Source organism: Streptomyces sp. NPDC001270 (assembly GCF_042896695.1).
Taxonomy (GTDB): domain Bacteria; phylum Actinomycetota; class Actinomycetes; order Streptomycetales; family Streptomycetaceae; genus Streptomyces.
Window position 1 is genome coordinate 465,475 of record NZ_JBIAXM010000001.1, and the last position, 22,363, is coordinate 487,837.

At 69.9% G+C, this 22,363-nt stretch carries 17 protein-coding genes and 1 pseudogene; 13 read left to right on the top strand and 5 right to left on the bottom strand.

Annotated features, from left to right (window positions below):
* Window positions 1–217 precede the first annotated feature (217 nt).
* The gene (locus ACFY2B_RS02170) at window positions 218–3,022 is read left to right on the top strand and encodes a LuxR C-terminal-related transcriptional regulator (RefSeq protein WP_390761205.1); all 2,805 of its coding nucleotides are present in this window, start codon (window positions 218–220) and stop codon (window positions 3,020–3,022) included.
* Window positions 3,023–3,040: 18 nt separating this feature from the next.
* On the opposite strand, the gene ACFY2B_RS02175 is transcribed toward ACFY2B_RS02170, so the two are convergent.
* On the bottom strand, window positions 3,041–3,991 hold the full coding sequence (locus ACFY2B_RS02175) for an MBL fold metallo-hydrolase (protein ID WP_390761522.1): 951 nt from the start codon (window positions 3,989–3,991) through the stop codon (window positions 3,041–3,043).
* Window positions 3,992–4,140: 149 nt separating this feature from the next.
* Between ACFY2B_RS02175 and ACFY2B_RS02180 the strand changes: the two genes are divergently transcribed.
* Window positions 4,141–5,271 carry a cupin domain-containing protein gene (locus ACFY2B_RS02180; RefSeq protein WP_390761206.1) on the top strand — a complete coding sequence of 377 codons (1,131 nt, stop codon included), beginning with the start codon at window positions 4,141–4,143 and terminating at the stop codon, window positions 5,269–5,271.
* On the opposite strand, the gene ACFY2B_RS02185 is transcribed toward ACFY2B_RS02180, so the two are convergent.
* The 3 genes from ACFY2B_RS02185 to ACFY2B_RS02195 form a co-directional block, all read right to left on the bottom strand.
* Window positions 5,196–6,890, bottom strand: coding sequence for a PA14 domain-containing protein (locus ACFY2B_RS02185; protein WP_390761207.1), 1,695 nt, complete (start codon window positions 6,888–6,890; stop codon window positions 5,196–5,198). The genes ACFY2B_RS02180 and ACFY2B_RS02185 overlap by 76 nt on opposite strands.
* Window positions 6,891–7,391: 501 nt before the next feature.
* Complete coding sequence (locus tag ACFY2B_RS02190) at window positions 7,392–7,586, bottom strand: DUF397 domain-containing protein (protein ID WP_390761208.1); 195 nt, start codon at window positions 7,584–7,586, stop codon at window positions 7,392–7,394.
* Window positions 7,587–7,588: 2 nt separating this feature from the next.
* Window positions 7,589–8,440 (bottom strand): helix-turn-helix domain-containing protein, encoded by an 852-nt coding sequence (locus ACFY2B_RS02195; protein ID WP_390761209.1) that lies wholly within the window; start codon window positions 8,438–8,440, stop codon window positions 7,589–7,591.
* A 205-nt stretch (window positions 8,441–8,645) separates the two neighbouring features.
* Here ACFY2B_RS02195 and ACFY2B_RS02200 point away from each other — a divergent pair.
* Window positions 8,646–9,061, top strand: a pseudogene (locus ACFY2B_RS02200) (ATP-binding protein).
* Window positions 9,062–9,149: 88 nt separating this feature from the next.
* Here ACFY2B_RS02200 and ACFY2B_RS02205 read toward each other — a convergent pair.
* Window positions 9,150–9,518: an NUDIX domain-containing protein gene (locus tag ACFY2B_RS02205; protein ID WP_390761210.1), complete on the bottom strand. Its 369-nt coding sequence runs from the start codon at window positions 9,516–9,518 to the stop codon at window positions 9,150–9,152.
* A 362-nt stretch (window positions 9,519–9,880) separates the two neighbouring features.
* Between ACFY2B_RS02205 and ACFY2B_RS02210 the strand changes: the two genes are divergently transcribed.
* The 10 genes from ACFY2B_RS02210 (at window position 9,881) to ACFY2B_RS02255 (ending at window position 22,329) form a co-directional block, all read left to right on the top strand.
* Window positions 9,881–11,197: a hypothetical protein gene (locus ACFY2B_RS02210; RefSeq protein ID WP_390761211.1), complete on the top strand. Its 1,317-nt coding sequence runs from the start codon at window positions 9,881–9,883 to the stop codon at window positions 11,195–11,197.
* Window positions 11,198–11,715: 518 nt separating this feature from the next.
* Entirely contained in the window at window positions 11,716–12,942 is a 1,227-nt protein-coding gene (locus ACFY2B_RS02215) for an amidohydrolase (protein ID WP_390761212.1), read from the top strand.
* A 356-nt stretch (window positions 12,943–13,298) separates the two neighbouring features.
* Complete coding sequence (locus tag ACFY2B_RS02220) at window positions 13,299–14,324, top strand: BMP family protein (protein WP_390761523.1); 1,026 nt, start codon at window positions 13,299–13,301, stop codon at window positions 14,322–14,324.
* A 259-nt stretch (window positions 14,325–14,583) separates the two neighbouring features.
* Window positions 14,584–15,630 carry a BMP family protein gene (locus ACFY2B_RS02225; RefSeq protein WP_390761213.1) on the top strand — a complete coding sequence of 349 codons (1,047 nt, stop codon included), beginning with the start codon at window positions 14,584–14,586 and terminating at the stop codon, window positions 15,628–15,630.
* A gap of 182 nt (window positions 15,631–15,812) precedes the next feature.
* Window positions 15,813–17,501 carry an ABC transporter ATP-binding protein gene (locus ACFY2B_RS02230; RefSeq protein WP_390761214.1) on the top strand — a complete coding sequence of 563 codons (1,689 nt, stop codon included), beginning with the start codon at window positions 15,813–15,815 and terminating at the stop codon, window positions 17,499–17,501.
* The gene (locus tag ACFY2B_RS02235; protein WP_390761215.1) at window positions 17,498–18,619 is read left to right on the top strand and encodes an ABC transporter permease; all 1,122 of its coding nucleotides are present in this window, start codon (window positions 17,498–17,500) and stop codon (window positions 18,617–18,619) included. The genes ACFY2B_RS02230 and ACFY2B_RS02235 overlap by 4 nt, the downstream gene beginning before the upstream one ends.
* Window positions 18,619–19,881, top strand: a complete 1,263-nt coding sequence (locus tag ACFY2B_RS02240) for an ABC transporter permease (protein WP_390761216.1) — start codon at window positions 18,619–18,621, stop codon at window positions 19,879–19,881. The genes ACFY2B_RS02235 and ACFY2B_RS02240 overlap by 1 nt, the downstream gene beginning before the upstream one ends.
* On the top strand, window positions 19,878–20,279 hold the full coding sequence (locus ACFY2B_RS02245; RefSeq protein ID WP_390761217.1) for a cytidine deaminase: 402 nt from the start codon (window positions 19,878–19,880) through the stop codon (window positions 20,277–20,279). Before ACFY2B_RS02240 ends, ACFY2B_RS02245 begins: the two co-directional genes overlap by 4 nt.
* A 67-nt stretch (window positions 20,280–20,346) precedes the next feature.
* Entirely contained in the window at window positions 20,347–21,630 is a 1,284-nt protein-coding gene (locus ACFY2B_RS02250; RefSeq protein ID WP_390761218.1) for a thymidine phosphorylase, read from the top strand.
* A 108-nt stretch (window positions 21,631–21,738) separates the two neighbouring features.
* Entirely contained in the window at window positions 21,739–22,329 is a 591-nt protein-coding gene (locus ACFY2B_RS02255) for a Uma2 family endonuclease (RefSeq protein ID WP_390761219.1), read from the top strand.
* The last annotated feature ends 34 nt before the right edge of the window (window positions 22,330–22,363 follow it).

Genomic DNA, 22,363 nt, shown 5'->3' on the forward strand with positions numbered 1-22,363 from the left:
ATGCAAGGAAACGTCGAATTCACGCGTCGGTTTAATGAATTCCTCTGCCGATTTGTTCGGGTGGCCCGAGGAATCGTTCCCTGTGGCGCGTGCCGGCAAGGCGAAAACGTACCTGTAATGCGGCGCCCAGTCGTGAGTAATGTGTTACTCAATGTGCGGACCCGGGATTGCCCGGCGGCCCCGGGCCGACCTGTGCGGAGGGGTGGAGGGGCTGCTGATGAAGGATCAGGAGAACGCGCCGGACCACAGACCCGGTCCCGGCCCAGGCCCCGGCCCCGTCCTCGACCGCTCATGGCCGTTCACCGGCCGGGACGGTTCGCTGGCGGAGCTGACGTCGTTGCTGGCGGATCCGGCTCGGGCCGGCGTTCTGATCACGGGTCCGGTGGGGGTCGGCAAGACCCGGCTGGCCCGCGAGCTGTTGGCGAGGTCGGCCGCGGGCCGGGCCCTGGTGGTCGCGGCGACCGAGAGCACCGCGGAGCTTGCGTTCGGAGCCTTCGCCCACCTGCTGCCGGCGTCCCTGCCGGCCACCGGCGGGCGGCCCAACCTGCTGCGGATCCTCGCCGACGCGCTCCTCGCCGAGGCGGGCGACGACCGGACCCTGTTCGTGGACGACGCGCACCTGCTGGACGACGGTTCCGCGGCCCTGCTGCTGCACCTGGCCGTGCGCGGCGGTACCCGGATCGTCCTCACCGCACGCTCCGGCGCTCCGGTACCGGACGCCGTGCAGGCGCTGCTGCGCGGCGACTACGCGACGCGCGTCGAAGTGCCGGCGCTGGACCAAGGCGATGTCGTCCGGCTGCTGGAGAGGGCGCTGGCCGGGCAGGTGGAGACCGCGAGCGCGTATCGGCTCTGGCAGGTCAGCGGCGGCAACGTGCTGTGGCTGCGGCAGCTCGTGGAGGCGGGACTCGCCGCAGGGACACTGGCGCCCGTCGCGAGGGTGTGGCGCTGGCGGGGTCCGCTGGGGCTGCCGACGGAACTCACCGACCTGGTGAGCCACCGGATGGGACGGCTCGGGCCGGACGAGCAACGCGCCGCCGAACTACTGGCGTTCGGCGAGCCCCTGGGGGCCGCCGTCCTCGAACACCTCACCGGTCCCACCGTCGTGGACGCACTCGACCGGCACGGCCTCGTCCTCGGCGAGGAGGACGGCCGGCGCACCCTGCTCCGGCTGGCGCACCCCCTCTACGGCGAGGTGCTGCGCCGGGGAACGCCGCCCCACCGGCGGCGCCGGCGCTGCCGTGAACTGGCCGCGGCGGCCGAACGGACGGGTCTGCGCCGACGCGGGGACATCGCACGGGTGGGTGCCTGGCGCCTGGCCGCCGGAGACAACACCGACCCGCGTTTCCTGCTCGCCGCGGCCGAACACGCCGTCCGCACCCTGGACTTCGCGCTGGCAGCCCGGCTCGCCGAGGCGGCCTGCGCCGCCGGGGGCGGCAGCCCCGCCCGGCGCGTGCTGGCCGCGGCGCTCGGCCACACCGGGGACGGCGTCCAGGCCGAGGAGGTGCACCGCGGCCTGCCGCAGACCGGCACGTCCGAACGCGAACAGGTGCGCTCGGTGCAACTGCGGGCGGCCAACATGTACCTGTCGCTGGACCGGCCCACCGACGCGCTCGACCTGCTGCGCCGCGCCGAGAGCACCGTGCGCGACCCGGCGGCCGGCTCCGAACTCGCCGGACTCCAGGCCGTGTTGCAGGCCACCCAGGCCGACTGGCCCGCCTGCGAACGGGACCTGGCGCGCGCCCGGCCGCACGCGTCGCCGGGCTCGGCCACCCTGGTCAGGACTCGCTACGCCGAATGCGTGGCGGCCTTCACCCACGGCCGGACATGCGCGGCGCTCGAACTGGCCGAGTCGGCCCTCGCGACCCTGGCGGCCGGGGACGCCGAGGAGGACATGCCCATGCTGGGCGTGGGGCTGCTGAGCTGGCTCGCCACCGCCCAGGCATTCGCGGGACGACTGGACGAGGCAGAGGCCACCGCCGACGCCCAGTACCGGGTGGCGCGGGAGTCCGGATGGGTGGGCAACCAGGGCGCGTGGCAGTTCTTCCTGGGCCGGATCGCCGCTCGCCGGGGGCGGCTCCGGTCGGCCCGGCGGCACATGCGGGAGGCCGCCTCGACGTTGCGTGAGGACACCACCTGGGGTCAGCAGGCCCTGGTCTTCGGGGAGTTGGCCACCATCGAGGCCCTGCTCGGTGAGGTGGCCGAGGCACGGACCCTGCTCGACCGGGCGCACCTGGCGCGCGTGGAGTCGTACCGCGTCCTCGACGTGCCGGCGTTCCAACTGGCCCGGCCGTGGATCCTGGTCGCCCAGGGCCGCGGGCACGACGCCGTGCGGCAGGCGCTGCGCACCGCGGCTGACGCCCGTGACCGGCGGGCCCTGCTGTGGGAGGCCGAGCTGCTGCACATCCCGGTGCGCCTCGGCCGGTCCTCGACCGTCGCCCGTCGGCTCGCCGAACTCGTCGCCGTCTGCGACGCCCCGCACATCGCCGTCTACGCCGACCATGCCGCGGCCCTGGCGGCCCGCGACGCGGACGCCCTGGAACGGGCCTGCGACGCGTTCGAGGCGGGCGGCCTGCACCTGCACGCGGCGGAGGCCGCCGCGCAGGCCGCGCGCCTGTGGTCGGGAACGGGCCGCACGCTGGCCGCCCAACGGGCCGCCGACCGCTGCCACCGCCTCGCCCGCCGGTGCGAGGGCGTCACCACGCCCGCCGTGCTGGCCTGCCGGTCTCCCCAGCTGACCGACCGGGAACGCGACGTGGCCCGGCTCGCCGCGGCAGGCCTGAGCAGCCGGGACGTCGCGGACCGGCTGGGCATCACCGTACGGACCGTCGACAACCACCTCTACCGGGTCTACCGCAAGACCGGCGTGACCAGCCGCGCGGACCTGCGCGAGATGCTGACGCCCGGGGAGAGCGGGGAGAGCGTGGACAGCATGGACAGCATGGACAGCGGGGGGACTGTGGACACCTGGACGACCGGGAAGCCTGTGAAGCCCGTGGACACCGGGAAGCCCGGGGAAAGCTGACGCTCCCGGTCGTCCTCGCTACCGGGAGGCGTCCTCCGCCCCGCTCCCGTCCTCTGCCGCGCTCCCGCCCTCCGCGCTCCTCGCCGGGCCGGCCGCCGCCCATGGCCCGAGGGCGAACCCGGCACCGTCCCGCCGGACTTCCAGGGCACCCGGGCCGCCGAAGTGCGCGGGGACGAGCAGTTCCCGTTCGTCGGCTGCCCGCGCGAGGATCCCGCGGCGGCTGGTCACCGCCTGCTCCGGGTCGAGGCAGGCGCTGCTGTTGCAGCAGGGCTGGAGGATCTGCACCGGGCTGTGCAGCAGGTCCCCGACGAACACCGCGCGGTCACTCCCGGACGTGAGGCGCAGTACGGAGGAGCCGGGGGTGTGGCCGGGCGCGGACTCCAGGGTGAGGTGTTCGTCGATGCGGTGGAAGCCGTCCCACAGCACGGCCTGCCCGGCCCGGTGGACGGGCGCGACGCTGTCCTCGTAGATCAGGCGGTCGACCTCCTGCTTACCCTGCCCGTACGCGTTGTCCGGACCGTAATGGAAGTCGTCGGCGGCCGGAATGAGGTATTCGGCGTGGGGGAACGTCGGTACCCATTCCCCGTCGGCGTCGACGGTGTTCCAGCCGACGTGGTCGACGTGGAGATGGGTGTTGACGACGATGTCGACGTCCTGCGGGCGAACACCGGCCCGCGCCAGCAGGCCGAGGAAATCCCCCTGGCACCGGTGGAACGGCGGCATGCCCGGCCGCTCGCGCCCGTTGCCCACACCCGTGTCCACCAGGACGGTCCGCCCGCCGCTGCGCAGCACCCACGTCTGGAGCGCGAGCACCGCCCGGCCGCTGTCCGGCTCCCAGTGGTCCGGTGCCAGCCAGTCCGCGTTGTCCTGCCACACCTCGGCGGCGACTGTCGGGAACATGCCCGAAGCCGGCGCGAACGGTCTGTGCCACTCGACGACCCGGACGACCTCGACATCCCCCAGCACCATCCGCTGCACACGCTCGTTCACGTTCTCGTCCTTGTCCTCATCCGTCACGTGCCCGACCCTAAGAAGTCCGGAACGATCCCTTCAATGCGTATCCAGCTCAATGAAATACGCATCCGTCTCATCCTTCATACGGGCGATACGCTGCACGGATGGATGTGGTGAGCGACGCGATCTCTGCCGCGCACCTCGGGCGCCCTTCGTCCCACCGGGTGCGGACGAGGGGGAGCTGGTGCGCGCGGCTGGACCCGTACGACGGCGCGGGCTTCTACGTCGTTCTGAAGGGCGCCTGCTGGCTGCTCACCGACGGCGGTGCCCCGGTGCCGCTGGGCGTGGGTGACGCGGCGCTGCTGCCTCATGGCACCGGCCATGTGATCGCCGACGCGCCGCTGGACGCGGCGGTCGCGCGGGAGAAGGCGGTGCCGTTCGCGCACTGGCTCGCGGCGACAGGACCGGGAGAGCGGCCGGACGGTGACGGGACGGAGCTGCGGACAGGGCCAGGAGAGCGGTCGGACGGTGACGGGACGGAACTGCGGACAGGACCGGGAGAGCGGCCGGACCGTGACGGGACGGAGCTGCTGTGCGGCACGTACTGGCTCGACTGCAACCGCATGCACCCGCTCATGGCGGAGCTGCCCGAGGTCGTTCACCTGCCCAACCGGGTGGGCGGCCACTTCGAACTGCGTGCCGCGATCGACCTGCTCGCCGGTGAGCTGGACGAACGGCGGCCCGGTTCCTGCGTCGCGCTCCCGAACCTGCTCGACCTCCTGCTCGTCTACATGATCCGGGCCTGGATGACCGAGTCCACCGGCGGAGTCTGGCCCGGTGTGCTGGGTGACCCGGTGACGGCCGCCGCCCTGCGGGCGCTGCACTCCGACCCGGCCGCGCCGTGGGACAACGCCCGCCTCGCGGCGGAGGCGGGCGTCTCCCGGCCCACACTGGCGCGCCGGTTCACCGCCCGGATCGGCCGCCCGCCGATGGCGTACCTCACGTGGTGGCGTTTGATCCTGGCCGCCGGTCTGCTCCGGGACACTCCGGACACCCTGGCCGCCATCGCCGGCCGCGTCGGCTACGGCAGTCCGTACGCGCTCTCCCACGCCTTCCAGAGGGAGTTCGGCACCACACCCGGGCGGTATCGGGTACAGGCCGCGGAGCGGTCCGCTTCGGCCGGGGGCCCGGTGACTGCTCCGGGCCCCGTCCCGTCCGCTCAGGGCGCCAGGGCCGCCCCGTCGGCGCCGGGCGCGGACTCGGTGCCGTCCGCGTACCGGGCGGTCACCCAGTAGAAGTGGGAGGTGCCCTTGGCGGCGCCGGTGTCCTTGTAGGAGGTCTCCGCCGTGGCCGCCAGCCTGTCGTACGTCTCGGTGTCCGGGTTCCAGCGGTAGACGTGGTAACCGATGGCGTCGGTCACCGAGGACCAGGACAGTGCGACACCCGTCCCTACGGATTCCGCCGTCAACCGGACCGGTGAGCCCTCCGGCGTCGCCACGGTCGGTGTCATGTCCAGCTCGGTCGCGCTCACGACCTGTATCTCGCCGGTCCACTCGTACGAGGAGTTCGAGGCGTCGTCGACGGCGTCGACCATGAAACAGGACTCCTCGCCGTCCGGGAGGGCGGTGTAGGTGTACGAGGTGGTGCCGGCCGGTAGGTACGTGCCCGCCCCGCTCGCGTAGCACACGTACTGCCCCTCGTCGTACTCCATCAGCTCGCCCCGATGGACCACGTACCAGCCCAGGTCGGGGGTCGGGTTGGCGTCCCAGCGCACCTCGAAGCCGTACTCGGTCGGGGTGACGGTCAACCCGGTGACGGCGGACGGCGGGGTGAGGTCCTCGCGCGTGCCGCTGACGGCGGCGGACCGCGCGGACTCGTTGCCCGCCGCGTCCAGCGCGGTAACCCGGTAGTAGTAGGGGGTGTACTCGGCGGCCGAGGTGTCCAGGTACGAGACCTGGCCGGTGCTGCCGACGCGGGTGTAGGTCCCGTCGGCACCGGCCGCCCGGTACACCCGGTACGACACCGCTCCCGGCACCGCGCTCCAGCCGACCTGCAGACCGTCCTGTCTTGAGTCGGCGCTCAGGCCGGTCGGCACGGCCGGCGCCGTGCGGTCGACGGTGGTGACCAGCTGATCGGCGGTGCCCGCCGACTCGTTGCCCGCCTTGTCGTAGGCACGGATCTCGTAGAAGTAGGCGGCGCCGGTCACCGGCAGGGTCGCGTCCGTGTACGACGTGGCGGTGGTGGCCGCCAGCCTCGTCCACGTGGTGCTGTCCTTCGGGCGCCGGTAGACCCGGTAACCCGCGAGATCCATCTCCTTGTTCTTGGACCAGGCGAGCTTGGCCTTGCCCGTCGCCTTGTCGTACGACACGGAGGTTCCGGCCGGGGCGAGCGGCTTGACCTTGTCCACGGCCGCCGTGGTCCGGGGCGCGTAGGCGAACTTGACGTTGGCGTTCCCGGTCCAGTTGACGTAGTCGACGCGGAGGGTGTGCTTGCCCGCGGGGACGGTCACGTTGACGGTCTTCGAGACCGTCGACGAGACGTTCTTCCAGAGGTCGATCCTGCGGGTGCCATCGAGGTAGACGCGGATGCCGTCCTGGGCCGACGCGCTGAGCGCGAAGGGGCCGCCGGAGCCGAAGTCGCGGGTCAGTGACCAGCGGACGGCGAAGTTGTTGGACGGCAGACCGGAGGCGGGGGCGCCCGCGCCCCAGCTCTCGCTGATCGTGGAGTCGCAGTCGGTTTTCTTCGGCGTCCCCGAGAACGCGGTGTTCGCGAAGAACTGCCGCTTGTAGACGGGGGAGGTGCAGTTGACGGCTGCGGAGGCGGGCGTGGCGAGCGCGGTGAGCAGGCCGCCCGTGGTGGCGAGCACGACAGCGGTGGCGGTGGCGGCGGTCGTGCGTCGTCTGGCTGGGTTCATTCGGTCCTCTGATCGGATCAGGACGCGGAAAAGAGCGTCCGCGATCACGACACGCGGGACCAGGGAATGGTTGTACGGAGTCTTTACGGTCCGACGACCGGTGCTTTACGTGACCGGTGGACCTTGCCGAAGACGTCCGGACGCCGGTGGGCAGCGCCGCGCTCACGCCAGCGGGGCGCCCACCGGCGGGCGCAGTTGTCACTGGTTGCCCGCCCCCTCATGACCGGATACGGGGGCGGCGGAGAGTTGGCTTTCCGCTCGCGCGGCCAGGGCCAGGGCCTGGGCGCGGGTGGTGTTCTGGGTCGCCGCGCACCTCGGCCGCGCCCACCTGGGGCTGCGGACGATACGGGCGGGGCGCGAGTCGAGGAAGGCCGCGTCGGCGTGTGGGCCGACGGCCGCCGGGTTCGTGCTGGCCGATGGTCCGCCGTGCCCCACCTTGCCGAACGGCCGTGGGATAGAGGCCCGTTGGCTGTGACACCCGGCGCTTGACCTGGTGTCTCCTCAGAGGTTCGGCCGCGCCTTCAATGCCGTGATGAACGCCGTGAATGCCTCGGCGGGCAAGGCTAAGGTGCCCACGGCGGGGTCCTTGGAGTCGCGGATGGCTATGTGGGTGTCCAGGTCGGCGACTTCGACGCAGGCGTCGCCCTGGTCGCCACCGGAAAAGGATGACTTCTGCCAGGGGGCGGGGGACAGCATGCTCACAGCTCCTTCGATAGCCGGTGGATGAAGTCACGCGAACGGCTGGGGTCGAACGACACTGCTTCCACCTTATGGAACCGGGCTCGATATCGGTTGAGCTGGGCTTCGGCATCGATGAAGACCGGGCCGCCGGGGCCGTCACGGACAACAGTGTCCAGCCTGGGAGTGGAGCCGCCCGCATACACCATTGCGCTTCCCGCTCCACCGAAGTCGTCCAAGTCGAAGGGGATTACACGTACGGTGACATGGTCGGCTTCGGAGCGCTCCAGGATGCGGGAGAGCTGAACCTGCGCTGTGGGTCGGTTGCCAACCCTGATGCGCAGTGCTCCCTCATGGATCACCGCCTCATACGGCACCGGGTTCGGGCGTTCGATGATGACCCTGCGCTTCATCCGGTGATCGACCCACTGCTCGACATCGCTCTGCGGAAACTCCGGGTTCACGTACGAGAAGAGAGACCGAGCGTAATCCTCCGTCTGGAGAAGGCCCGGGACGTGCAGGAATTCCACATCCCATCGAAAGCGGGCGTGATGTTCAAGCTCGGGCAGGTCCATGAACGGTGTAGGCAGTCGGCCTCGGTACTCTTCCCACCAGCCCTGCGTCCGATCCGTGGCGATTGCTGACAGACCGTCGATGAACTCGCTGTCCACGCACGCATAGTTGGCTGCCATTCGCCGTAACCGCTCCTCGCTCACCCCTGACGTGCCGGACTCGATCTGGCTGATCTGGACGGAGTTCACGCCGAGCAGTGCGGCTGCCTCACGGGAGCTGATGCCTGCCGCCTCGCGGAGCCTGCGCAGTTCCACGGCCAGCCGCATCTGTCGCGCTGTGGGTTCGCGCTTGGTCCCCATGGGCCGCTCCTGGTTCAACATGTGTGGCTGTGCAACTCGTTCGGGGGCCAGATTACGGGATCGGCTTGCCAATTCTTAATTCTAAGGTCTACCGTCGGTGATGTACCGCACACGCTGCGGAAGCGCACCGCCCCGTCCTGCCGCGACGGCTGCGGCAATGCCACCGCGCGCGAAATCCCCTTCACCGCAATGGAGTTGACGCTGCATGCCCGAGAACGTGCACGAGAGCTGGGACTACACCCTCTATGTTCCCAACGACCTCAGAGCGGTCACGGTCTGCCGTCGTACTCTCCGTCTGATCCTGACCGTCCACGGTCTGATCGGGCTGGTGGACACGGCGGAGTTGCTGGCGGCGGAGTTGGTGTCCAATGCCGTGCGGCATACGAAGGGGCCGGCCGCGCTCAGGGTCCGGCGTTCCCTGGAGGGCATGGTGTGGATCGGGGCGTGGGACACCGACCCGGAGCCGCCGGACCACCCAAGCCGTTGGAGTTGGCCCTGGATGTGGAGGAGGGGCGGGGGTTGGGGCTGGTGATGGCTTGCGCGGACTGCTGGGGCTGGCGGCCCTCGGCCCGGTTCGGGGACCGGGGTAAATACGTGTGGTGCGAACTCGCCGCAGCCTGAGCGGGCGGCGGCCCATCACGACACTGCCGCCGCAGACGGAAGACGGCCCACGCCCTGCCGCCGCCGGGCCAGGGCTGCAACGGGGCCGTCACGTGGGCGTGTGCCCCTCCAGATAGTCCCGTACGACCGTGGACAGCGCCGCCTCCGCGGTCTCCTCGTACGGGATCCAGCGGATCCGATCGGATGGGAGCCGGCCGCCCTCCGACGGTGACTCGCTCAGCAACTGGCACACCACGGCCGGTACCACGCCCTCCTGAGGCTCCAGCGGCTGGGCGCCGTCGACCAGATAGCCCGTCAGTTCGTAGACGACACGTGCCGCGGTGGCCTCGGCCGTCTCGGCCGGCTGCGGGGTGCCGGAGGGTAGACCCCAGCCGTCCGTCCCGCGTATGAGCAGCAGCCGACCGTCGTAGCCGACGAGCGCTTCCACCGTGTCCGCGTCGGCCCGCTCCGCTGTCATACCTCGGTCTCCCCTCCCCGGCACCGGGCCGCTCGGTCGCCCGGCCGGTGTCCCACCGCCTACCGCCGATCCTGCACGTCTACCCCGCCCTGGCCATCGAACGCCTCCCGATACGTCATCGGGCCCCGCCGCTCGGCGCCGGACGACCGTGCCTGAGGATGCGAACCCACTTGATGGTCAAGGTCGACCGCGAATTCACCAGGTAATTGATTGTAGGACGCACGTGATCGATAGAAAAGTGAAAGGGGGCTGCCGGGGAATGCGAATACGTTGCCGTGCGGCCTTGCTGCCGAATCTGAATCACGAAGGGCGGTAAGATGTCGCCAAAGGTTGCGATATTTGATGAACAGACAACCTCGGTCATGCATGAGGATGGGAGTGAAGCAAGGTTTTCGTGGCAGGATCTTGGTGCTGATCGACGAGACCGTCCCCTGGAGAATGCCGAAAACCTCACCGTCGTCGGCCTACCCGAGTTCGACGAAGCAGCCGAACGGCCCAAGGCGGCCCATCGACCGGACCCTGTCGCCCACCAGGACGCCCGACCCCTCCGGCGGAGCCGCGACCGTATCCGATGGTTCGCCGAATTCCTTGAGACGGCCGAGGTGAACCCTGGCGGAGATGTCATACGTGAGACACGCGGCGACGGCTCCGCGGTGTTCCTGCCGCAGGTCACCGTCGGCGGGACGACCGACTTCGCGCTGCTGCGGCGCGGCGCGAACCTGCTGAAGAAAGTATCCGAATACGACCGGGTGACCCTCGTCCTCGGTTCATGCCTGTTCAGTGCGCGCTCCGTACACGCCCACCTCGAAAACGGCAGTCGGCTCGACGCGCCCATACTCGATGTCCAGCCCGACCCACGCCACGTCATCCACGAGATAAGGAGCGATCCCCGCCTGAACCTGTACGAGATACAGATGGGCACCTTGCTCGCCGGCATGACGGCCGCACTGGTATCGGTCCTGCCGACCGCGATCCCCGTCGACGTGGTCATCCAGGTGCCCCGCGTGCAGTACTACCTCCACCTCTTTCCCTGGTACGCGCAGGGAACGCTCACCAGGCAGGCACTGGAGCAATGGATGTTCCTGGTGGACGAGCGGCACGAGCTGCTGTGCAGTGTCTTCAAGACGCACCTGCGCAGATATCTGGCGGCCAATGAAGTGCATACGTCGCCGACGATAAGTGCCTCCGACTTCTTGTCGGTCCTGATGCCGCTGATCGAGTCGAAAACAAACCACGGAGGAACGCTCGATCCGGTGGAGACCGTCGATCATCTGGCCGGAATGGATCCGCTCTGGCGTCCGGTTGCCGCATCAAAAAAGCCGTTGAGTCTGCGAGACGTGGCAAATACTTCCTACGCCGTTGAGTACCTTCATCTGGGCACCGCTCAACAAGCGGGTGAAAAACGCCTGCTCATCAGCGTCGAGGATCTGTCGGAACACAAGATATTCACCTCTGCCGCCGACTTGGCGCGAAAGGCGGATCTGGACTACCACTCCTGTGGCTTTTATCCGATGGAGCGGGTCATCACTCCGTGGAACGGTCGTCTGATGTCGGCCTACTACCGCGATCCCGGCCACGTTCTCCTGGACCAGGACGGGATCCGGTACACCCCGGAAGAAATAGTCGGCGCGGCGTATCCGGAGGCGGGTGACCTACACCCGGGCCGGCCTCCCCGGTGATCAGGCTCCCCCCGGCTCGGCACGCGTCACCCGGCCTTCCGGGCCGGGACGAACCTCCGCGGGAACCATGGTCGACGCCCTCCCCGAACCCGTCCGGGAAGCGGCCCGCGTAGTCCTGGGGGCGATGACGTCGTAGGAGAGAAGGAACGGGTGGCGTCGAGGAAATCCGTGGTGGTGTCGGCGTCGGTCACGTCGGCGCGGGCTACCGGGCCTGTGGTGGCTGAACGCGGCCGGGTGCGGTGCTGCCGCGGGCCCTCCCGGGACCACCGCCGCGGACCCGCGCCGGTGGTCCCGCCAGGTGGACGGCCGGGGCCCCGGCCGGGCCGGGCGTGGTAGTCGTGGAGGGAGGAACCGTCGGGTTCATGATCGTCACGGACGACGAGCGAGCGAGTTTACCCATCTTTGTCGACCGCTATGCGCCCGGTGGCCAGGTTTTTTCGCCTGACGGGCTGAAGTTTTGTTGATCGAGGGGTAGTTGACCGGCGGGTCGGCATACCCTTCAAAGGGTGAACCAACTGATGTCCAGAGAGTCCGAGGCCGACCTTCCCGAGGATGCCGTGCTCCCCGGCACGCTCAGCGAGGCGCTGCACGCCGAGCTGGTGGCGTTCCGGCGCGACCTGCACATGCACCCCGAACTCGGCAACCAGGAGTTCCGTACCACCGAGGCGATCAAGGCAAGACTCGAACAGGCCGGGCTCGCACCCCGGGTCCTCGCCCTCGGAACCGGTCTCGTCTGTGACATCGGCGTACCGGAGAGCGGCCCGTCCGCACCTTTGTTCGCCCTGCGCGCCGACATCGACGCCCTGCCCATCCCGGACACCAAGAGTGACTGCTCGTACCGGTCGACGGTGCCGGACCGGGCCCACGCGTGCGGGCATGACGTGCACACGACGGTGGTGCTGGGGGCCGGTCTCGTCCTCGCCGAGCTGCACCGGCAGGGGCTGCTGCCGCGGCCCGTGCGGCTGCTTTTCCAGCCCGCCGAGGAGGTGCTGCCCGGCGGCGCCGCCGACGCCATCGAGGCCGGGGTGCTCGACGGCGTGGGGAAGATCATCGCCGTGCACTGCGATCCACGGGTGGACGCAGGACGGATCGGGCTGCGGCAGGGTGCGATCACCAGCGCCTGCGACCGGCTGGAAGTGGCCCTGGACGGCCCCGGCGGGCACACCGCCCGGCCGCACCTGACCACCGACCTGGTGACCGCCGCGGCCCGCGTCGCCACCGACGTGCCCGCGCTGGTGGCCCGGCGGGTGGACAGCCGCGGCGGGCTCGCCGTGACCTGGGGGCGGATCGAGTCGGGACACGCGCCGAACGTGATCCCGCAGCACGCCGAGCTGTCGGGCACGGTGCGCTGCCTCGACCTCGGAGCCTGGCGGCTGGCCCCGGACGTGGTGCACGCCGCGGTCGACGAGGTCGCCACCATGCACCGGGCGAAGTCGGAGATCACCTATGTGCGCGGGGTGCCGCCCGTGGTCAACGACCCGGCGGTGACCGAACTGCTGCGGGACGCCATGGTCACCCGGCGCGGTGCCGAGGCCGTGGAGGGCACCGAGCAGAGCCTCGGCGGCGAGGACTTCTCCTGGTACCTGGAGCACGTGCCCGGCGCCATGGCCCGGCTCGGCGTACGGCCGCCCGGTGAGCGGCAGTCGCGCGACCTGCACCAGGGTGACTTCGACGTGGACGAGTACGCCATCACGGTCGGCGTCGAGCTGTTCACCGCCGCCGTGCTGCTCGACGCGGCACGGTAAGCGGGGCCGGGCGAAGCCCGCCGCGCGGGGCGCAGACGTCAGGAGACGGCGCCGACGCCAGCAGGAGACGACGCAGAGGACAGGGGACGAAGCGGTGCCGGATCGGTGCCGCTTCGTCCCCTTGTGTCATCCGGGCGTAACCCGTGACGCGGGGCCGTAACCATGGGGCGGCACGAATCGGTAACGGCCGGGTACAACCCCGTTCCCCTCCCCTTCTACGCGCGTTACTGTGCGCCGAAATCGCCTCCAGAGGCGGCACATTGGGGAAGCGGCGGGGCCGGCGACGGCGCCGTGGGGATGAAGGGGTGCTTGCTGTGCGTCTGAACTCTCGGAGGACGGGGTTCTCCCAAGTCGCGGTGGCCGTCGCGGTCGTCGCCGTCGCCGCCGCGGGATGCGGCAAGTCCAGCAGCGATTCCGCGGGGACCACCAAGGACGGCAAGTACGCGGGCAAGGGCATCGGCCTGGCGTACGACGTCGGCGGCAAGGGCGACCAGTCCTTCAACGACGCCGCCTACGCCGGCTTCCAGAAGGCGGAGCAGGAGTTCAAGATCGGCGGGCGGGACATCGAGCCGCAGGACGGCGAGTCCGACGCGGACAAGGTGCAGCGCCTGGAGACGCTGGCCAAGCAGGGCTACAACCCCATCATCGGGGTCGGCTACTCCTACGCCCCGGCGGTGAAGGAGGTCTCCGTCAAGTACCCGAAGGTCACCTTCGGGATCATCGACGACGACACCATCACGGAGAAGAACGTCGCCGACATGGTCTTCCACGAGGAGCAGTCGTCGTACCTGGCGGGTGTGGCCGCGGCCATGACCACGAAGAAGAACCACATCGGCTTCATCGGTGGCGTGGACACCCCGCTGATCCACAAGTTCGAGGCCGGGTACGTGCAGGGCGCGCAGTCGGTCAACCCGAAGATCAAGATCGAGAAGCAGTACCTGACCGAGACCGCCGCCGAGGGCGGCTTCTCCAGCCCGGACAAGGGTGAGAACGCGGCGGACGGTCAGATCGAGGCCGGCGTGGACGTCGTCTACCAGGCGGCCGGTCTCTCCGGTCAGGGTGTGATCAAGTCCGCCGCCGGGCACAAGGTGTGGGCGATCGGTGTCGACTCCGACCAGTACGAGCAGGGCGCGCTCGCCCAGTACAAGGACTACATCCTCGGTTCGGCCCTGAAGAACGTCGGCGGGGCCGTGTACGACCTCGCCAAGTCCGTCGTCGACGGCAAGCCGCTCAGCGGTGAGGTGCGCGGCGACCTCACGTCGGGCGGGGTGGGCTTCGCCGACACCAACCCCAAGTACCAGGCGATGAAGGACGTCGTCTCGGCCGTGGACAAGGCCAAGCAGGACATCATCGACGGCAAGATCACCGTCAGGACCCAGTGAGCCCGCGGACCTGAGCCCACCGGGACCCGCGCCCCGGCACCGAAGCCGGTTGGTCCCGGCCGGCGCCGCCCGCGCTTCCCCGCGATGACGTGCCCCTTGCCTCCCGCAAGGGGCACGTTGCTGTGTGTCGGCTGGGCCCGGCTTACGCCACATCTCGATAACGGAGCGGACAGAAGGGGTTTTCCGTCTGGTCTACGCGCGTTACGCTGCGCCGGAATCAGCGCCTGGTATGGGCGCTTGCACGAAGGAGTCTCGTTCCATGCGCCGGGTGTCCCGTATCGCGGTTGCGGGCGTTGCAACCGCAGCCCTCGCCGTCACAGTTTCTGCCTGTGGCAGCTCGTCCACCTCGTCCGCGGGCAGCGGAAAGTCCAAGGGTATCGGTCTGGCGTACGACGTCGGCGGCAAGGGCGACCAGTCCTTCAACGACGCCGCCTACGCGGGCTTCCAGAAGGCCGAGAAGGACTTCGGCGCCGGCGGCCGGGACATCGAGCCGCAGGACGGCGAGTCCGACGCGGACAAGGTGCAGCGCCTCGACACCCTCGCCAAGGAGGGCTACAACCCGATCATCGGGGTCGGCTACGCGTACGCGCCGGCCGTCAAGGAAGTGTCCGCCAAGTACCCGAAGGTCAGCTTCGGGATCATCGACGACGACACCATCAAGGCGGACAACGTCGCCGACATGGTCTTCCACGAGGAGCAGTCGTCGTACCTGGCGGGCGTGGCCGCGGCCATGACCACGAAGAAGAACCACATCGGCTTCATCGGTGGCGTGGACACCCCGCTGATCCACAAGTTCGAGGCCGGGTACGTGCAGGGCGCGCAGTCGGTCAACCCGAAGATCAAGATCGAGAAGCAGTACCTGACCGAGACCGCCGCCGAGGGCGGCTTCTCCAGCCCCGACAAGGGCGAGAACGCGGCGGACGGTCAGATCGAGGCCGGTGCCGACGTCGTCTACCAGGCGGCCGGTCTCTCCGGCCAGGGCGTGATCAAGTCCGCCGCCGGACACAAGGTGTGGGCGATCGGCGTCGACTCCGACCAGTACCTCCAGGGCGCGCTCGCCCAGTACAAGGACCACATCCTGACCTCGGCGACGAAGAACGTCGAGGGCGCGGTGTACGACCTCGCCAAGTCCGTCCTCAAGGACAAGAAGCCGCTGTCGGGCGAGATCCGCGGTTCCCTTGACAACGGCGGCGTGGGTATCGCCGACTCCAACCCGGTCTTCAAGAACAACGCCGCCCTCCAGGCCGCGCTCAAGAAGGCCGAGGACGGCATCAAGAACGGCAGCATCACGGTCAAGACGTCCTGAACCGGAGCGCCGGCCTGTCCGGGGCATGGCCAAAAGAGCGCTGTAATGGCAGCGTTACGGCCGCGGAACGGGGTGCGGGGAGGATGACCTCCCCGTGCCCCGTTCGCGCGGCAGACCGCTCGGAACGGATCGAGTGCGACACAAGTCGACCGGACCCGAGCACTATCTAAAGCAGGGGCGCTATGCGCGTAGAGCGGCCCCTTTTCCGAGGAGAGTGCGCCATCGACGCGTCCAGCAGCCCTCCGCCCACCGCTCCGTCGACAGCCGCGGTCGAGCTCGCGGGCATCACCAAACGATTTCCCGGTGTCGTCGCCAACCACGACATCCACCTGAGCGTCCGCAAGGGCACCGTGCACGCCCTCGTCGGCGAGAACGGCGCCGGCAAGTCGACCCTGATGAAGATCCTCTACGGCATGCAGAAGCCGGACGAGGGCACCATCGCCGTCGACGGCGCACAGGTCGCCTTCGCCAGCCCCGCCGACGCCATCGCCCACGGCATCGGCATGGTGCACCAGCACTTCATGCTGGCGGACAACCTGACCGTGCTGGAGAACGTGGCCCTCGGCAGCGAGAAGCTGTACGGCATCGGCGGCGCCGCCCGCAAGAAGATCAAGGAGATCTCCGACCGCTACGGCCTGGGCGTCCGCCCCGACGTACTGGTGGAGGACCTGGGCGTCGCCGCCCGGCAGCGCGTGGAGATCCTGAAGGTCCTCTACCGCGGCGCCAGGATCCTGATCCTCGACGAGCCGACCGCCGTCCTCGTGCCGCAGGAGGTCGACGCCCTCTTCGACAACCTGCGCGAACTCAAGTCCGAGGGCCTGTCCGTCATCTTCATCTCGCACAAACTGGGCGAGGTGCTGTCCGTCGCCGACGACATCACCGTCATCCGGCGCGGCACGACGGTCGGCACCGCCGTCCCGTCCGAGACGACCCCGCGCCAGCTCGCCGAGATGATGGTCGGCAGCGAGCTGCCCACCCCGGAGACCGCCGAGTCCACCGTCACCGACCAGGTGGTCCTCCAGGTGGACGACCTCACCGTCTACGCGGGCGGCGGCGCCTCCCTCGGCACCGAGGCCGAACCGGCCGGCCAGGGCCGCACCGAGTCCGCGGGCGCCGACGGCGCCAAACGCGTCCTCGACGACGTCTCCTTCACCATCCACGCCGGCGAGGTCATGGGCATCGCCGGTGTCGAGGGCAACGGCCAGACCGAGCTGATCGACGCGCTGATCGGCACCAAGCACGCCGACTCCGGGCGGATCGTCTTCCTCGGCGAGGACATCACCCCCTGGCCCACCCGCAGGCGCCGCGAGTCCGGCGTCGGCTACATCCCCGAGGACCGCCACCGCCAGGGCCTCCTGCTGGAATCCCCGCTGTGGGAGAACCGCATCCTCGGCCATGTCACCGAGAAGCCCAACGCCCGGGGCTTCTGGCTCGACCTCGGCAGCGCCCAGGCGGACACCCGGCGGATCGTCGAGGAGTACGACGTCCGCACCCCCGGCATCGACGTCACCGCGGCCTCGCTGTCTGGCGGCAACCAGCAGAAGCTGATCGTCGGCCGTGAGATGAGCCACGCACCGAAGTTCCTGATCGCCGCGCATCCCACCCGCGGTGTCGACGTCGGCGCCCAGGCGCAGATCTGGGACCGTATCCGCCAGGCCCGCCGCGAGGGCCTGGCGGTGCTGCTGATCTCCGCCGACCTGGACGAACTGATCGGCCTGTCGGACACCCTGCGGGTGATCTACAACGGCAGGCTGGTCGCGGACGCCGACCCGGCCACCGTCACCCCGGAGGAACTGGGCTCGGCCATGACAGGGGCCGTCTCCGGCCACCTCGAACACGTAGGCACCCCTCCGGAGGACGAGGCCCGATGAAGAAGTTCGACAAGGAGCGGGTGCTCCTCGCGGTGGCCGGGCCGGTCATCGCGCTCGTCCTCGCGATCGCGCTGACCTCGATCGTGCTGCTCGCCTCGGGGAAGAACCCGTTCCAGCCGTACGTGCTGATGCTCCAGCAGCTGCCGTACTCGGACATCCAGGTCCTGATCGTCAACCAGGCGTCGATGTACTACATCGCCGCCCTGGCGGTCGCCCTCGGCTTCCGGATGAACCTGTTCAACATCGGTGTCGACGGCCAGTACCGGCTCGCCGCGGTGATGACCGCCGTGGTCGGCGCGAACATCGGCCTGCCGGCCTTCCTCCAGATACCGCTGCTCCTGCTGGTCGCCATGTTCACCGGCGCCTTCTGGGCCGGCATCGCCGGTGTCCTGAAAATCACCCGAGGGGTCAGCGAGGTCGTCGCCACGATCATGCTGAACTCCATCGCGACCTCCGTCATCGGCTACGTCACCCTCGCGAACGTCTGGGGCGTGCAGGTCGGCAACAACATGACGACCGGCGTCATGAAGGAGTCCGGCTGGTTCCCCGGCATCGACCTCGGCTCCGACGTCGGCGAGATCTACGGCCTGGTCTTCCTCGCCGTCGTACTGGGCGTCCTGTACTGGCTCGTCCTGGGCCGCACCCGGTTCGGCTTCGACCTGCGCGCCACCGGCGCCTCCGAGACCGCCGCCGCGGCCTCCGGCGTCAACGCCAGGCGCATGGTGCTGGTCTCCATGCTGATCTCCGGCGCGGTCGCGGGCCTGTCCGGCCTGCCGCTGCTGCTCGGCGACACCCACACCTACAGCCTGAGCTTCCCGGCCGGCCTCGGCTTCACCGCCATCGGCATCGCCCTGCTCGGCCGCAACCACCCCGGCGGCATCGCGCTGGCCGCCCTGCTGTGGGCCTTCCTCGACAAGGCATCGCCCGCCCTCGACTACGCGACCCCGGTGGCGTACGAGAAGGAGATCGCGACGATCATGCAGGGTCTGATCGTCTTCGCGGTCGTCATCTCGTACGAGGCCGTACGCCAGTGGGGTCTGCGCCGCCAGCAGCGCCAGGTCGGTGCCGAACTGGCCGCCGCCGCCGTGACCATCAAGAAGGAAGAGGTGGCGGCCTGATGAGCACCGCGACCGTCACGAAGCCGAAGGCGCCCCAGCCCGTCCGGGGCAGCCGCCGCCTGTCCCTCCCGGTACTCCTGCTGATCATCGCGGGTGTCCTGGTGCTGACGGCGATCGTCCGCCTCGTCACCGGCGCGGACGGCATCACCTCCACCGGCCAGATGTCCACCGCCCTGCGCCTCGCCGTGCCGATCGGGCTCGCCGGCCTCGGCGGTCTGTGGGCCGAACGCGCCGGCGTCGTCAACATCGGCCTCGAAGGCATGATGATCCTCGGGACCTGGTTCGGCGCCTGGGCCGGATACCAGTGGGGCCCGTGGGCCGGTGTGCTCTTCGGCGTGATCGGCGGTGCGCTCGGCGCCCTGCTGCACGCCGTCGCCACCGTCACCTTCAACGTCAACCACATCGTCTCCGGTGTGGCCCTGAACATCCTCGCCCTCGGCACCACCCGCTATCTGTCGAAGTTCACCTTCGCCGACGCACCGCAGGGCTCCGCCAAGCAGTCCCCGCCGATCAGTTCGCTCGGCACCTTCGACATTCCAGGACTGTCCGGCTGGCTGGACACCCTCAACCAGAAACACTGGTTCCTGGTCTCGGACATCGCCGGGCTGCTCGGCGGTCTGGTCACCGACCTGTCGCCGCTCACCGTCATCGCGGTGGCCCTGGTGCCGGTCACCTGGTGGGTGCTGTGGCGCACGTCCTTCGGCCTGCGGCTGCGCTCCTGCGGCGAGAACCCGGTGGCGGCCGAATCCCTCGGCGTCAACGTCTACAAGTACAAGTACCTCGCGGTGATCATCTCGGGCGGTTTCGCCGGCCTCGGCGGCGCCTTCCTGTCCATCGTCGCCTCGAACGTGTACCTGGACGGCCAGACCGCGGGTCGCGGCTACATCGGCCTCGCGGCGATGATCTTCGGCAACTGGATGCCGGGCGGCCTCGCGCTGGGCGCGGGCCTGTTCGGCTACACCGACAGCCTCAACCTGCGCGGCGGCACGGTGAACGTGCACGCGCTGATCCTGCTCCTCGCCATCCTGCTGGTCTTCGGGGCGGCGTACCTCGCCTGGCGGAAGAAGTACGTCCCTGCCGTCGTGACCGCCGTGATCACGGCCCTGATGTTCCTCTGGTACGCCACCACGGACGACGTGCCCAACCAGGTCGTCACCGCCACCCCGTACCTCGTCACCCTGCTGGTCCTGTCGCTGTCCGCGCAGTCCCTGCGGATGCCGAAGGCGGACGGCCTGCCGTACCGGAAGGGACAGGGCAAGTGACCCGGGCCGACGACGTCGACTGGGAGGCGCTGCGCGCCGAGGCGCGGGAGGCCATGTCCCATGCGTACGCCCCCTACTCGGGCTATCGGGTCGGGGCGGCGGCCCTGGTCGACGACGGGCGCACGGTCTCCGGCTGCAACGTGGAGAACGCCTCGTACGGTCTCGGCCTGTGCGCGGAGTGCGGTCTCGTCTCCGAACTCCAGCGCACCGGAGGCGGCCGGCTCACCCACTTCACCTGTGTGGACGGCAGGGGCGAGCTGCTCGTGCCGTGCGGGCGCTGCCGCCAGCTGCTGTATGAGTTCGGCGGGCCCGATCTGGTGCTCGACACCCCGGCGGGCGTCCTGCCGCTGTCGCAGATGCTGCCGCAGGCCTTCGGTCCGGACCATCTCACCAAGTAACTCCCGTGCGGCCCCTTTGACTTCGCTCAGGGGGGCCGCACCCCTGTGCACCTCCGGAAGGAATGCCATGGCCATGGACGCCATCTCCGTCATCCGCACCAAGCGGGACCGCGGCGAACTGACCGACGAGCAGATCGACTGGGTCATCGACGCGTACACCCGCGGGGAGGTCGCCGACGAGCAGATGTCCGCCCTCGCGATGGCCGTCCTGCTCAACGGCATGAACCGGCGCGAGATCGCCCGCTGGACCGCCGCGATGATCGACTCCGGCGAGCGCATGGACTTCTCCTCGCTGTCCCGGCCCACCGCCGACAAGCACTCCACCGGCGGGGTCGGCGACAAGATCACCCTGCCGCTGGCGCCCCTGGTGGCGGCCTGCGGGGCCGCCGTGCCCCAGCTGTCCGGACGCGGCCTCGGCCACACCGGCGGCACCCTCGACAAGCTGGAGTCCATCCCGGGCTGGCGCGCGCTGCTCTCCAACGAGGAGATGCTGCACGTCCTCGACACCACCGGCGCGGTGGTCTGCGCGGCGGGCGACGGGCTGGCCCCGGCGGACAAGAAGCTGTACGCGCTGCGGGACGTCACCGGCACGGTCGAGGCGATCCCGCTGATCGCCTCCTCGATCATGTCGAAGAAGATCGCCGAGGGCACCGGCTCGCTCGTCCTGGACGTCAAGGTGGGCTCCGGTGCCTTCATGAAGACGATCGAGGACGCCCGCGAACTGGCCTCGACCATGGTCGGCCTCGGCACCGACCACGGGGTACGGACCGTCGCGCTCCTCACCGACATGGCGACCCCGCTCGGCCGCACGGCCGGCAACGCCCTGGAGGTACGCGAGTCCGTCGAGGTGCTGGCCGGCGGCGGCCCCGCGGACGTGGTCGAGCTGACCCTCGCCCTGGCCCGGGAGATGCTGGCTGCGGCGGGCATCCGGGACGCCGACCCGGCGAAGGCCCTCGCCGACGGCTCGGCGATGGACGTCTGGCGCCGGATGATCGCGGCCCAGGGCGGCGACCCCGACGCCCCGCTGCCCACGTCCCGCGAACAGCACGTCGTCCCGGCCCCGGCCACCGGCGTCCTCACCCGCCTGGACGCCTACGACATCGGGGTCGCCGCCTGGCGCCTGGGCGCGGGCCGCGCCCGCAAGGAGGACCCGGTGCAGGCAGCGGCGGGCGTCGAGCTGCACGCCAAGCCGGGCGAGCCGGTGACCGTGGGCGAGCCCCTGCTCACCCTGCACACGGACACCCCGGAACGCTTCGCGTACGCGCTCGATGCGATCGAGGGCGCCTACGACGTCGCGCCCGCGGGCACTCCCTTCACCGCATCGCCGGTGGTGCTGGAACGAATCGCCTGACCAGGGGAGATTCCCCGGACATTCCCTTTCGGGTGAACGGGATCGGTGGACCCGCGCCGGTCCCGTTCGGCATGCTGGGATCGGTGACGTACCGAAGGAGATACCGCCATGAGCGCACTCACCGTCGACCACATGACGGCCAACGGCCACGAGTGGGACGGCCTCGTCCGGATCTGGCAGGAGACGGACGCGCCAGAGGGCTGCAAGGTGGAGATCATCGAGGGGATCGTCACCGTGTCACCTGCTCCCGCGTACCGCCACAATGTGATCGCGGCACGCATCCAGCGTCGCCTTTACTCCGTGATCCCCGACGACTGGGAGGTTTTCCAGACACAGGCCATCGCTGTGCCTTCTCGTCTGGGCATGTTCATCCCCGACCTGGTGGTGGCTCCACTCCAGGAGAACCCGGAGACGGACAATTACCTTCCAGCCAGCCTCGCTGAACTCGTCGTCGAGGTCACGTCCCAGTCCAACGGCCGTCACGACCGGGTCACCAAACCCGCCGCCTACGCCACCGCAGGCATCCCGCTCTACCTCCTCGTCGACCGCTGGGCCCCCGGCGGTCCCACCGTGACGCTCTACGGCGAGCCGAAGGGCGATGTCTACCGGGTCCTCAGCGCCGTGAAGTTCGGTGATCCCATCAAGCTGCCGGAGCCGTTCGGCATCACGGTCGACACCGCCGAGTTCCCGGCGGAGTAGTCCGGCCGGGCGGGGACACGCCTGCCCGCCGATG